This is a genomic window from Promicromonospora noduliphila (genome assembly GCF_056951025.1).
This window is the reverse complement of record NZ_CM167806.1, coordinates 3788957-3801864: the sequence shown is the minus strand read 5'-3', so window position 1 is coordinate 3801864 and position 12908 is coordinate 3788957. Positions and strand designations below refer to the sequence as shown.

Genomic DNA, 12908 nt, shown 5'->3' with positions numbered 1-12908 from the left:
GTCCGTCGGGCGTCCTCGCAGGATAGGGCACCTGTTGCGGCCCCGAGCCCGGGCGGAACCTATCCTCTGAGGGTGGACGACTCCCAGAAGAACATGCGGAAGAACCGGCGCGGCACGAGTCGCGGCGCCGAGACCGTGGACCCGCAGATCCAGGCAGCGCTCGACACGGTCTACAAGGAGATCCTGTCCCGCGCGCCCGAGCACGACATCGACCCCACCATGGCCCGCGTCGAGCGGGTTCTCGAGCTTCTCGGTGACCCGCACAAGGCGTTCCGCACGATCCACATCACCGGCACCAACGGCAAGTCGTCGACGTCCCGCATGATCGAGCGCCTCGTGCGCGAGCACGGGCTGCGCACGGGCCGCTTCACCTCTCCGCACCTGACGAGCGTGACCGAGCGCATCGCCATCGACGGTGAACCGATCACCCCCGAACGCTTCGTCGAGGTGTTCGAGGACGTCGCCCCGTACATCGGCGTCGCGGACCGCGAGTCCCAGGAGCAGGGCGGCCCTCGCCTCAGCTTCTTCGAGGTGCTCACCGTCATGGCCTACGCCGCGTTCGCGGACGCGCCCGTCGACGTCGCGGTCGTCGAGGTCGGCATGGGAGGCCGGTGGGACTCCACGAACGTGGTCCACGGCGACGTCGCCGTCATCACGCCGGTCGCCATCGACCACGAGCGGTGGCTCGGTTCCACCATCACGGAGATCGCGACCGAGAAGGCGGGCATCATCAAGGACGGCGCAAGCGTCGTCATCGCGGAGCAGACCGAGTCCGCCCTCGAGCCGATCCTGGAACGCGTCGCGGAGACCGGCGCCCACCTCATCCGCGAGGGCGTCGACCTCGCAGTCGCCGACCGGCGCATCGCCGTCGGCGGGCAGCTCATCGACCTGCGGACGCCCGCAGGCGTTTACACCGAGATCTTCCTGCCCCTGCACGGGGCGCACCAGGCGCACAACGCGCTGCTGGCGCTCGCGGCCACAGAAGCCCTGATCAGTGGCGGCCGCGCGCTCGGCGCGGAGATCGTGGAGGCGGCGTTCGCCGACGTCGAGGTGCCGGGCCGCCTGGAGCTGGTCCGGTCTAGTCCCACCGTGCTCGTCGATGCCGCGCACAACCCGGCGGGCGCTGAGGCGCTCGTGGATGCGCTGGAGGAGTCGTTCAACCTGCGCCACGTCGTGGCCGTGGTCGGTCTCATGGCGGACAAGGACGCCGAAGGCCTGCTGGCGGTTCTCGAGCCGGCGGTGGCGGAGGTGGTGCTGACCCGCAGCAGCAGCGAGCGTTCGGCGGACCCGGAGGATCTGGCGGAGGTGGCGCGGGAGATCTTCGGGGAGGACCGCGTGTACGTCGCCGACCGCCTGGACGAGGCCCTGCAGGTGGCCACCGACCTCGCCGAGGCCGACGACACGGTCGGCAGCGGGATCGGTACCGCAGTCCTGGTCACCGGCTCCGTGGTCACGGTGGCCGACACCCGCATCCTGGTCGGCCGCGCCTGAGCACCGTCAGACGCCCAGGCCACCCGAGCAACCCACAGGTCCGACACCCGCCGGGCCCAGCGCTGTACTCCCGTCGATCCCGTGGTGTTACATGAACCCCATGGGACTCGTGTGCGGGCCCGGCGCCGTCGCCGGGCCGCACAGCCCCGCGAGGAGGCCGGAAGTGAAGAAGCTGCTGAACGATCCCGCCGATGCCGTCACCGACTCCCTGGCCGGCTTCGCGCTCGCGCACGCCGACCTGATCCAGGTCAGTCCGGCGCCCGTCTTCGTCAGCCGGATCGGGGGTGCGGTCACCGGCAAGGTGGGGCTGGTCAGCGGCGGCGGGTCGGGGCACGAGCCGCTGCACGCCGGCTTCGTTGGCGACGGCATGCTCGACGCCGCCGTCCCCGGTGCCGTGTTCACGTCCCCGACGCCCGACCAGATCCTGCCCGCCATCCAGGCCGCCGACGGCGGAGCGGGCGTGCTCACGATCGTCAAGAACTACACGGGCGACGTGCTCAACTTCGAGACCGCGGTGGAGCTCGCCGAGGCCGAGGACATCGAGGTCGCCTCGGTACTCGTGAACGACGACGTCGCCGTCGAGGACTCGCTCTACACGGCGGGCCGGCGCGGGGTGGCCGGGACGCTCGCCGTCGAGAAGATCGCCGGGGCCGCCGCCGCCCGCGGTGCCGATCTCGCCGGGGTGACCGCCGTCGCGGAGCGCGTCGTCGCGAACGTGCGGTCCATGGGCGTGGCGCTGGCGGCGCCGGTGGTGCCGCACGTGGGCCGGCCCAGCTTCGACCTGGCCGAGACCGAGATCGAGGTGGGGATCGGGATCCACGGCGAGCCCGGCCGCCACCGCGTGCCCGCCGCCGGGGCCGACGAGGTCACCGAGCTGCTCCTGACGCCCGTCGCCGAGGACCTCGGCCTGGCCGGCGGCGAGCGAGTGTTGCTGTTCGTCAACGGTATGGGCGGGACCCCGCTGTCCGAGCTCTACGTGGTCTATGGTCGAGCGCGGCGCCTTCTCGAGGAGCGCGGCGTGACGGTCTCCCGGTCGCTGGTGGGCAACTACGTGACGTCCCTCGAGATGCAGGGGGCATCGGTCACCGTCCTGCGGCTGGACGACGAGCTGGAGGCCCTCTGGGACGCGCCGGTGAGCACTGCGGCACTCCGGTGGTGAGACAGGAAAGGTTCAAGACATGGCGCTGGACGCGGACTGGGCGGAGCGATGGGTCCGCCGCACGGCGGACGCGGTCGCGGACGCGAAGGACGAGCTCACCGAGCTCGACCGGCAGATCGGCGACGGCGACCACGGCGAGAACCTGCACCGCGGCTTCCAGGCGGTGGTCGCCCGGCTCGACGACGCGGCGGCCGAGCCCGCCAACGAGCGCACCATCGGCGACGTGCTCAAGCTCGTGGCCACGACGCTGATGTCCACGGTGGGCGGCGCCTCCGGCCCGCTGTACGGCACGGCGTACCTGCGGGCGGCCAAGGTGTCCGGCCGCCCGAGGATCGACCCGCCCGCCGTCGTCGCCGTGCTGGAGGCCGCGCTCGAAGGCGTGGCCTCGCGCGGCAAGGCGACGGTGGGGGAGAAGACCATGGTCGACGCCTGGCAGGCGGCGGTCGACGCGGCCGAGGCCGCTGCGGGCGACGGCGGCTCCGAGGTGGACGTCCTGCGGGCGGCGGCCGACGCGGCGGACAAGGCGTCGACCGCCACGATCCCGATGGTCGCGACCAAGGGCCGGGCCTCGTATCTCGGCGAACGGAGCGCGGGACACGAGGACCCGGGCGCGCGGTCCACTGCGCTGGTCCTCGGCGCGGCCATGGCCGCAGCCCTGTCCGGACCCACGCCCGCCGACCCGCGCGGCGCGGCATGACGGCGCGGGTGGCGCTCGTCCTGGTCTCGCACTCCGCCGAGCTGGCCAGCGGGGCGGCGCAGCTCGCGAGCCAGATGGCGCCGGACGTCCTGGTCCGCGGCGTCGGCGGCGGGCCGGACGGCGGGCTGGGCACCTCGCTCGACGCGATCCAGAAGAACCTCGCCGAGGTCCTGGCGGCTCTGGACGACGCGGCCGCGGACGGCAGCGCCGCACCCGCGAGCGCTACCCCCGCGGGCATCACCCCAGGCGGCGGCATAGTCGTCCTCGGGGACCTCGGCTCCTCGGTGCTCACCGTCGAGGCGGCGCTGGAGCTCGACGACTCCCTCGCCGGCCGGGTGGTGCTGGCCCGCGCGCCGTTCGTCGAGGGCGCCGTCGCCGCGGCCGTGACGGCGCACGGCGGGGCGGACCTGGCCGCCGTCCTGGAGTCGGCCAACGCGTCGGTGCGGATGTTCGCCGCGATCGAGGCGGCGCAGTCGCCCGAGGCGAGCGGGACGACGTCGGCGGCGGACTCCGTGGCGGATTCCGAGAGCTCGCGCACCGTGACCGTCCGCAACCCGCTCGGCCTGCACGCGCGGCCGGCGGCCCTGGTGTCGCGCAAGGTGGCCGAGCTGGGGGCGTCCGTGACGATCGACGGCGTCGACGCCTCCAGCGTGCTGCAGCTCATGGCGCTCGGCGCCACGCAGGGGCGCGAGCTGCGCGTGGCGGCCACGGGGGACGGCGCGGTGGAGGCGGTGGCGACCGTCGTGGAGATGATCGACTCGGGCTTCGGCGAGGTGTGACCGCGGTCTCATTTTTTGCAGTTGATGAAATTTTGCGCGGGGTGCAAGAATTGACGCATGGCCCCCACCACCCCGCGCGGCACCCTCGCGCCCGCGGACGCCGAACCGCGTCCCGGCGCTGAGCCGCGCCAGGACGCCGGGGCGCGCCCGGACCTGAGCGAGCTCGCGGCCGCGCTGGAGGGAACGGCCGCCGAGCAGGGACTGCGCGAGCGCAAGAAGCGCGCGCGCCGCGGGGCGCTGATCGACGCGGCCCAGGCGCTGGTCGCCGAGCACGGCCTCGACGCGGTGACGGTCGAGATGATCAGCGCGGAGGCCGGCGTCTCCGCGCGCACCTTCTTCAACTACTTCCAGTCCAAGGACGACGCGGTCATCGGCGCGGAGGACACCGGTCTTCCGGAGGACGTCGTGCGGACGTTCGTCGGCGGCGGCCCGACGGGCCGGCTGCTGACCGACCTCCAGGCCCTGGTCGCGTCGCTCCTCACGCTGCACGGCGAGGGGCACGACCGCGTGATGCGGGCGATGGACCTCGCCAGGCACGAGCCGCGCCTGCTGCAGCGCCACATGGTCTGGATGGACCGGCACAAGAGCCGGCTCCTCGAGCTCCTCGAGGCCCGCCGCGAGACCACACCGTTCACCACCGACACCGAGCTGCTGATGATGCTCGTCATGCTCCTCATCCGCACCGCGACGGTCGCCTGGGAGCACGCCGGCTACACCGGCAACCCGGCCGACCACCTGCCCGGCGCCGTCGCGCAGCTCATCGACGTCGTCTCCCGCGACCTTGAGTCCTGAGCTCCGCCCTGCCGCACGACCCGCACGACCGCACGCACCTGATCCCCAGAAAGGCACCTTCATGAGCCACGCCGTCACCACGGCGCCGGACAAGCCGCTGGTAGTCCTCAACCAGCGCACGATCTGGCTGATCTTCGGGGCCCTGATGGCCTCGATGTTCCTGTCCTCCCTCGACCAGACCATCGTCGGCACCGCGATGCCCACCATCGTGGGCGAGCTGAACGGCGTGGAGCACCAGGGCTGGGTCATCACCGGCTACATCCTCGCGATCGCGATAGCGATGCCCCTGTACGGCAAGTTCGGCGACCTCTACGGGCGGCGCTGGCCGTTCCTCGTTGCGGTCGGCCTGTTCGTCGTCGCGTCGTTCGGGGGCGGCATGGCGCAGTCGTTCGAGTCCCTCGTGGCGTGGCGCGCCGTGCAGGGCCTCGGCGGCGGCGGTCTGATGATCCTGGCGCAGGCGATCATCGCCGACATCATCCCGGCGTCCGACCGCGGTAAGTACATGGGCCCCATGGGCGCCCTGTTCGGCATCTCCGCCGTCGCCGGGCCGCTGCTGGGCGGGTGGCTCACCGACGGCCCCGGCTGGCGCTGGACGTTCTGGATCAACGTGCCCATCGGCATCGCCGCGTGGTTCATCGCCTACTTCGCCCTCAAGCTGCCCTCGCACCGCTCGGGCCGGCCCACCGACTGGGGCGGCATCCTCACCATGGCGCTGGGCACCACCGGCATCGTGCTGCTGACGAGCTGGGAGTCGCTCGGCAACGACGGCTACGACTGGTCCGACCCGACGCTGCTCGGCCTGCTGCTGGGCACCGTGGTCATGGTCGGCCTGTTCGTGCTCATCGAGAACCGGGTGTCGGAGCCGCTCATCCCGCTGCGGCTGTTCAAGAACCCGACGTTCACCATCACCACCCTCATCGGCCTGGTGCTCGGCATGGGCATGTTCTCCGCCATGGCGATGCTGCCGACGTTCCTGCAGATGTCGACCGGCGCGGGCGTCACCGAGTCCGGCCTGCTCATGCTCCCGCTGATGGCCGGCCTCATGCTGACCTCGATCCTGTCCGGCTTCGCGATCTCCCGGACCGGCCGCTACAAGATGTTCCCCGTGGCGGGCCTCGCGATCACGATCGCGGGCATGATCTGGCTGACGCGCCTCGAGGGCGACATGTCCCTGTGGCTGTTCGGCGCGATGATCTTCGTGCTCGGCGCCGGCATGGGCCTGGTCATGCAGACCATCGTGCTCGCGGTGCAGAACTCCGTTGACCCGCACGAGCTGGGCACCGCCACGTCGTCGAACAACTTCTTCCGCGAGATCGGCGCTGCCGTGGGCACCGCCGCGTTCACCACGGTGTTCACCTCGCGCCTCACGGACAACCTTGAGGGCGTCTTCGCCGGCCTCCCGCAGGGGGCCGCCCCGGCGGACGGCGGCTCCGGGCTCACGCCGGCGCTCGTGGAGCAGCTCCCCGAGCCCCTGCGCTCCGGCGTGGTCGACGCGTTCGCCGACGCCCTCGCGCCGGCGTTCTGGTACCTCGTGCCGCTGGTCGTCGTCGGCCTGGTGCTGGCCCTGTTCCTCAAGGAGGTCAAGCTCTCCAACGAGGCAGGGATGGTGGCCCGCGGCGAGGCGGTCATGGCGGACGGCGAGCAGCCCGCGGCCGACGTCGTGCCGGACGCGGTGGAGGACGCCGTGCCCGACACGGTGGAGGACGCCGTCGACCCCAAGGAGACGGATATCCTGAGCCGGTGAGCAAGGACCGACCCACCCCCGGCGACCGCATCAGGCCCAGGAAGTCCGCGCTGGTGCAGTTCACCTCCACCACGCTGCTCCTGGAGGTGTTCGTGGTGCTGTTCGCGACCATGGCGGTGTGGGCCCTGCGCGACTCCGACTTCGGGCGCGGCCCGCTGCGCATCGAGTCGGGGACGGCGATCTGGGTGCTCGGCGGTGTGCTCGTCCTGGTGCTCGTGGTCCTGTCCCGGGTCCAGAGCTCCGCCGCCGGCCGCGCGGCGGGCACGGTGGCCCAGGTGCCCGTGCTCGCCATGGGCCTGCTCGTGCCGATGATGTACCTGGTCGGCGGGATCTTCGTGGTGCTGTGGTTCTACGCGCTGCGCCTCGGCGCGCGCGTGGACCGCGAACGGGCGGAGTACGACGCCGCCCACCCGGAGACGGCCCCGAACGTCGGCTGACTCTCCTCGTACGTCGGACGCTCAGGTCGGAGTGACCTGAGCGTCCGACACGTTTCGGGGTGTGGGCAGGCGCCGCGTCCTCCTGGTGCTTCCGGCCCGGATAAGGTTGTGCCATGACCGACGTCGCAGAGAAGACCCTGCCCACGGAGGCCTCGACGCAGCCGGTGGCCGAGCGCACCCTCGTCCTGGTCAAGCCGGACGGCGTCCGCCGCGGCCTGTCCGGCGAGATCCTGCGCCGCATCGAGGCCAAGGGCTACACGCTGCGCGCCGTGCAGCTCACGAACGCCACCCCGGAGCTGCTCGCCGCGCACTACGCCGAGCACCAGGGCAAGCCGTTCTACGCGCCGCTCGTCGAGTTCATGATGTCGGGCCCGGTCCTGGCCGTCGTGGCCGAGGGCGAGGGCGTCATCCCCGGCTTCCGCTCCCTGGCGGGCGCCACCAACCCGACCGACGCGGCCCCCGGCACGATCCGTGGCGACCTGGGCCGCGACTGGGGCACGAAGGTGCAGCAGAACCTGGTGCACGGCTCCGACTCGACCGAGTCCGCCGCGCGCGAGATCGCGCTCTGGTTCCCCGAGCTGGGCTGAGCGAAACCCGCAGGTAGGCACCGCCTTCGACCTGCCAGACCGCCGAAACAGAGCGTCCGTCCAGAACGCCCGGGGTAATCCCGCGCGTCCCGGACGGACGCTCTGCTTCGGCGTACACCCGCCGTATGTCCGACGTTCAACCCGTATCCACAGTTAGGCTCACCGAGTGCACCTCAAGACGCTCACGCTCCGGGGCTTCAAGTCCTTCGCGTCGGCGACCACCCTCGAGCTGGAGCCGGGCATCACCTGCGTGGTGGGCCCCAACGGCTCCGGCAAGTCCAACGTGGTCGACGCCCTGGCCTGGGTCATGGGCGAGCAAGGTGCCAAGTCGCTGCGCGGCGGCAAGATGGACGACGTCATCTTCGCGGGCACGGCCGGCCGCGCCCCGCTCGGCCGCGCCGAGGTGTCCCTGACCATCGACAACACCGACGGCGCACTGCCGATCGACTACACAGAGGTCACGATCTCCCGCACGCTGTTCCGCAGCGGCGGTTCCGAGTACGCGATCAACGGCAACGCCTGCCGCCTGCTGGACATCCAGGAGCTCCTGAGCGACTCCGGCATCGGCCGCGAGATGCACGTCGTGGTGGGGCAGGGGCAGCTCGACGCCGTCCTGCGCGCGACGCCCGAGGAGCGGCGCGGCTTCATCGAGGAGGCCGCCGGCGTCCTCAAGCACCGCAAGCGCAAGGAGAAGGCGCTGCGCAAGCTCGACGCGATGCAGGGCAACCTCGCGCGCCTGGGCGACCTGACCGCCGAGCTGCGGCGCCAGCTCGGCCCGCTGGGCCGGCAGGCCGAGGCGGCCCGCAAGGCACAGACGGTGCAGCGCGACCTGCGCGACGCGAAGTCGCGCCTGCTCGCCGACGACCTGGCCCAGCTCACCGCCCAGCTCGAGCAGGAGCGCGCGGACGAGCGGTCCCTGCGGCAGCGGCAGGCCGAGACCGAGGAGGCGCTGGCCGAGGCGCGCGGGACGCTGGCCCGGCTGGAGGCCGCGATGTCGGCGGAGTCGCAGCAGGTCAGCCAGGCGAGCGACACCGTGTTCGCGCTGTCGCAGACGCGGGAGCGCCTGCGCAGCCTGCAGTCGCTCGCGGGGGAGCGGGCCCGCCTGCTGGGCACCGCCGAGCCGGCCCACCAGGGCCAGGACCCCGACGACCTGGAGGCCCAGGCCGCCCGCGCCCGCGCGAGCGAGGAGGAGCTGGCCGCCGAGGTGGCCATCGCGCGCGAGACGGTCGAGTCCGCCGTCGACGTCCGGACCGAGGCGGAGGCGGCCGCGCAGGCCGCCGAGCGTTCCCACGCCGCGCTGCTGCGCGCCGCCGCGGACCGCCGCGAGGGCCTCGCCCGGCTGGCCGGCCAGGTCGCCGCGCGCCGCAGCCGCGTCGAGGCCGCGCAGTCGGAGCTGGACCGCCTGCGCGACGCCCTCCTGGAGGCCGAGCAGCGCGTCGAGGAGTCCTCGCGCGAGCTCACGGCGCTCGAGGCGGAGATCGGCGGGGTCGACGGCGGCGAGGAGGGGCTCGACGTCGCGCACGAGGCGGCGTCCGAGGTGCTCGAGCTGGCGAAGGCCGAGGTGCGGCACCTCCAGGAGCAGGTGACCACCGCGGAGCGGGACCGCAGCGCCGCAGCGGCGAAGGTCGAGGCGCTGGAGCTGAGCCTCGACCGCAAGGACGGCGCGGGCGCGCTCCTGGCCGCCGACCAGTCGGGTGTCCTCGGTTCGGTGGCGGCGCTGCTGGGCATCGAGGCGGGTTTCGAGGACGCGGTGGCGGCGGCGCTCGGCCCCGTGGCGGACGCCGTGGCCGTGGCCGGCGTCGACGAGGCCGTCGACGCGCTGCGGCTGCTCCGCGACGAGGACGCCGGCCGCGCCAGCCTGGTCGTCGGCTCCGGTCCGACGGCGGCGGACGGCTCGGGCGCGACGGCGGCCCGCCCCCCGGTCGACCTCCCGGCGGGTGCGCGCTGGGCCACCGACGTCGTCCAGGTGGCGGGGCCCGCGTCGGCGGCGCTGCTGACCATCCTGCGCGACGTCGTCGTCGTGGACGACCTGGCGCGAGCCCGCGCCCTGGTGCGCACGCAGCCGGTGGTCGCCGTGACGCGGGCCGGCGACCTGCTGGGCGCCACGCGGGCCTGGGGCGGCTCGGCGGCCGCGCCGAGCGTGCTGCACCTGCAGTCGGCACTCGACGAGGCGAAGGCCGCCCGCGACGAGGCGGCGGCCCGGGAGGCCGACGGGTCGGCGCACCTGGAGCGCGCGCGGGCCGAGCGCGCCGCGGCGCAGGAGCGGTACGACGAGACGCTCGCCCGGCTCGGGGAGGCGGACGCCGCACGTGCGGCGGCGGCGGAACAGCTCGGCTCGCTGGGCGCGGCCGCACGGGCGGCCCGGGCCGAGGCCGACCGGCACCGCGCGGCGCTGGAGCAGGCGCAGACGCGCCGTGCGGAGGACGAGCTCGAGCTCGAGGCGCTGGTCGAGCGCATGGCGATCGCCGAGGAGGAGCCCGACGACGGCGAGGGCTCGATCGACGAGGTGCAGGCGGAGCGCGACGCGGCCGCCGAGGCCGCGACCGCCGCCCGGGCGCGCGAGACCGAGGCCCGGCTGGCGCTGCGGACGGCCGAGGAGCGGGCGCGCGCGGTGTCGGGCCGGGCGCAGGCGCTGGCCGCCGCGGCCGAGCAGGAGCGCGAGGCCCGGGCCAGGGCCGCGGAGCGCGAGGAGGCGCGGCGCCGGGACTCGGAGCGTGCGGTGCTCGTGCAGCAGGCCGTCGCGGTGGCGCTGGAGGCGATCGGGCGGTCCGTGGACCGGGCGGTGGCCGACAAGGCGGCGGCGGAGGAGGCCCGCGCCGCCGGCTCGGAGCAGCTCCTCGCCGTGCGGGGGAGCGTCGAGCGGCTCACGGCCGAGCTGCGCGAGCTCACCGACGTCGCGCACCGCGACGAGGTGGCCCGCGCGCAGCAGGCGCTGCGCCTGGAGCAGCTCCAGACGCGGGCCGTCGAGGAGCTGGGTACCGACCCGGACGTGCTCATGGAGGAGTTCGGCCCGCACCAGATGGTCCCGGTGTACGAGGGCGACGTGGCGGTGCGCGGGCGTAAGCGGCGCGCGGTGGTGGAGCGCGACGACGAGGGCAACCCGATCCGCTACGAGGGTGATCCGGCGTTGCCGCGCGGCGCTGCGGCGCGCGAGGACGCGTTGATCGCGCGGACGCGCGCCCTGCACGAGGCGGGGCTTCGGCCCGACGACCCCGCGGCCACCGCCGTCATCGTCGCGGCCGCCGGGGCCGAGCCGGGCGACGTCCCTGCCGAGGAGGAGGCCGTCCCCGAGGAGGACGCCGCCCCGGCAGTGCCGAAGCCGGACCGGATGGTCCCGTACGTGCGCGAGGAGCAGGAGGCCCGGCTGGCGAAGGCCGAGCGGGCCCTGTCGCGGATCGGCGCCGTGAACCCGCTCGCGCTGGAGGAGTTCGCGGCCCTGGAGGAGCGGCACCAGTTCCTCACCGACCAGCTCGCGGACCTGAAGAAGTCGCGCGAGGACCTGCTGCAGATCGTCGACGACATCGACGAGCGCGTGCAGCAGGTGTTCGCGGAGGCGTTCCAGGACACGGCCGCGAAGTTCCTGGAGATCTTCCCCCGGCTGTTCCCGGGCGGCGAGGGCAAGCTGACGCTCACGGACCCGGAGGACCTGCTCACGACCGGTATCGAGGTCGAGGCGCGTCCGGCGGGCAAGAAGGTCAAGCGTCTGTCGCTGCTGTCGGGCGGCGAGCGCTCGCTGGCGGCCGTGGCGTTCCTCGTGTCGATCTTCAAGGCGCGGCCCAGCCCGTTCTACATCATGGACGAGGTCGAGGCGGCGCTCGACGACGTGAACCTCGGGCGCCTCATCGAGATCTTCAAGGAGCTGCAGAAGGACAGCCAGCTCATCGTCATCACGCACCAGAAGCGCACGATGGAGGTGGCGGACGCCCTGTACGGCGTGACGATGCGGGGCGACGGCGTCACGACGCTGATCAGCCAGCGCATGGGCGACCGGGAGGCGGTGACCGCCTGAGCCGGGGGAGCGGTGCGGGGTGCGGGCCGAGGCGTGCGGCCTGGGCGGAACCGCGGGCTCGGGCGGGATGGGCCGGGGGCGCTGGCTCGGGCGGGGCCGGGGGCGCGGCGCCGGGTGCGGGCCAAGGCCGAGGTTACGGGACTGGAGCGGAATCGCAGACTCGGATGGTCCCGTACGTGCCCGTACGTGCGCGAGGAGCAGTCTGCGGCCGGCTCGTCGACGATCGGCAGGACGGACGGTCCCGTACGTGCGCGAGGAGCAGGAGGCCCGGCTGGCGAAGGCCGAGCGGGTGAAATTTCCCGGACCGAGCCGGGAACCGCCAGGTGTGAGCGATTTCTCCCGCTGAACACGCGCGTGTCGTGCGGCGTGTCGTGCGCTCTTGCGCGGCGTGAGCGGACAAGACGCGACACAATAGCCCTATGTGGTGGTCGGTCATCTTGCTCGTGGTGTGTCTGGTCCTGGCGGTCGGTGTCTTTGTCGTCGCCAGCCAGATGGACGCGCCGTCGAGCAAGGAGGGCGAGGACTTCTCGTTCCTCGAGTGGCTCCGGTCCGGCCTCTCGCGTCGCCGCGGCGCCGCCAAGCGGCGTGCGGAGGGCCGCCGGCACGGCGCGTCCGCCGTCGCCACCCACGCCGTAGGTGCCCCGTCCGTGTGGGTCGGCAAGCCGCGCGTGGCCAAGCCGGACACCTCGCCCGTGGACATGGGGATGTCCGAGTTCTTCGCGGCGACCATCGAGTCCAAGCCCGGCTACGTCGACGCCGAGGAGCTGACCGACGTGCTGAACCGGGCCCGTGACCAGGCGCAGAAGCGGCTGCACGTGCCGCTCGGCACGGTGCCGCTGCGGCCGGCCAACCGTGTTCCGGGCCAGCTCCGGGCGGTGCGGCCGGTGCGCCCCGTGCAGAACATCGCGCCGGAGCCGCCCGCCGCGGAGGAAGGCCCGGCCCAGGCCGCGAGCTGACCGACGTCTACCCGGTGCCGAACCGCAAGTTAGTCGTGAGGCCGGGCGCCGAACCGCAAGTTACGCACCGGCCCTGCCGCCGAGCCGCAGGTTACTCGTCAGGGTGGCCGTCGAACCGCAGGTTACTCATCGGCGCCGGCGGGGACCAGGAACCTTCGGTTCGGGAGCCGCGTCGGGCCGTATCTTGCGGTTCGGCGCCGGTGGAGGATCGGTGTCCTGCGGTTCGGCCGACGGCGGGGGAGGGGCGCCCGGCCGAC

At 73.5% G+C, this 12908-nt stretch carries 10 protein-coding genes; all 10 read left to right on the top strand.

Features of this window, described 5'->3' with window-relative positions; translation table 11 throughout:
* Positions 1-93 precede the first annotated feature (93 nt).
* Positions 94-1491 carry a bifunctional folylpolyglutamate synthase/dihydrofolate synthase gene (locus AC0QU1_RS16710; RefSeq protein WP_483576718.1) on the top strand — a complete coding sequence of 466 codons (1398 nt, stop codon included), beginning with the start codon at positions 94-96 and terminating at the stop codon, positions 1489-1491.
* Between the two features lie 163 nt (positions 1492-1654).
* The gene (gene dhaK, locus AC0QU1_RS16705; protein ID WP_483570844.1) at positions 1655-2650 is read left to right on the top strand and encodes a dihydroxyacetone kinase subunit DhaK; all 996 of its coding nucleotides are present in this window, start codon (positions 1655-1657) and stop codon (positions 2648-2650) included.
* Positions 2651-2669: 19 nt separating this feature from the next.
* Positions 2670-3347, top strand: coding sequence for a dihydroxyacetone kinase subunit DhaL (gene dhaL, locus AC0QU1_RS16700; protein ID WP_483570843.1), 678 nt, complete (start codon positions 2670-2672; stop codon positions 3345-3347).
* The gene (locus AC0QU1_RS16695; protein ID WP_483570842.1) at positions 3344-4126 is read left to right on the top strand and encodes an HPr family phosphocarrier protein; all 783 of its coding nucleotides are present in this window, start codon (positions 3344-3346) and stop codon (positions 4124-4126) included. Before dhaL ends, AC0QU1_RS16695 begins: the two co-directional genes overlap by 4 nt.
* A gap of 57 nt (positions 4127-4183) precedes the next feature.
* Positions 4184-4918, top strand: a complete 735-nt coding sequence (locus AC0QU1_RS16690) for a TetR/AcrR family transcriptional regulator (protein ID WP_483570841.1) — start codon at positions 4184-4186, stop codon at positions 4916-4918.
* A 61-nt stretch (positions 4919-4979) separates the two neighbouring features.
* Positions 4980-6662, top strand: a complete 1683-nt coding sequence (locus AC0QU1_RS16685) for an MDR family MFS transporter (protein WP_483570840.1) — start codon at positions 4980-4982, stop codon at positions 6660-6662.
* Positions 6659-7099: a DUF4233 domain-containing protein gene (locus AC0QU1_RS16680; protein ID WP_483570838.1), complete on the top strand. Its 441-nt coding sequence runs from the start codon at positions 6659-6661 to the stop codon at positions 7097-7099. Before AC0QU1_RS16685 ends, AC0QU1_RS16680 begins: the two co-directional genes overlap by 4 nt.
* 113 nt (positions 7100-7212) lie before the next feature.
* Positions 7213-7686: a nucleoside-diphosphate kinase gene (ndk, locus tag AC0QU1_RS16675; protein WP_483570837.1), complete on the top strand. Its 474-nt coding sequence runs from the start codon at positions 7213-7215 to the stop codon at positions 7684-7686.
* A 166-nt stretch (positions 7687-7852) separates the two neighbouring features.
* The gene (gene smc / locus AC0QU1_RS16670; protein WP_483570836.1) at positions 7853-11695 is read left to right on the top strand and encodes a chromosome segregation protein SMC; all 3843 of its coding nucleotides are present in this window, start codon (positions 7853-7855) and stop codon (positions 11693-11695) included.
* Positions 11696-12114: 419 nt separating this feature from the next.
* A complete protein-coding gene (locus AC0QU1_RS16665; protein ID WP_483570835.1) occupies positions 12115-12651 on the top strand; it encodes a hypothetical protein in 537 nt (178 codons plus the stop codon).
* Positions 12652-12908 lie beyond the last annotated feature (257 nt).

Bases quoted from the DNA above. Each gene is read 5' to 3' on its own strand.
- AC0QU1_RS16665 (WP_483570835.1), top strand. From the start codon at position 12,115: ATGTGGTGGTCGGTCATCTTGCTCGTGGTGTGTCTGGTCCTGGCGGTC.
- AC0QU1_RS16690 (WP_483570841.1), top strand. From the start codon at position 4,184: ATGGCCCCCACCACCCCGCGCGGCACCCTCGCGCCCGCGGACGCCGAA.
- AC0QU1_RS16685 (WP_483570840.1), top strand. From the start codon at position 4,980: ATGAGCCACGCCGTCACCACGGCGCCGGACAAGCCGCTGGTAGTCCTC.
- dhaL (WP_483570843.1), top strand. From the start codon at position 2,670: ATGGCGCTGGACGCGGACTGGGCGGAGCGATGGGTCCGCCGCACGGCG.
- ndk (WP_483570837.1), top strand. From the start codon at position 7,213: ATGACCGACGTCGCAGAGAAGACCCTGCCCACGGAGGCCTCGACGCAG.
- AC0QU1_RS16695 (WP_483570842.1), top strand. From the start codon at position 3,344: ATGACGGCGCGGGTGGCGCTCGTCCTGGTCTCGCACTCCGCCGAGCTG.
- AC0QU1_RS16710 (WP_483576718.1), top strand. From the start codon at position 94: ATGCGGAAGAACCGGCGCGGCACGAGTCGCGGCGCCGAGACCGTGGAC.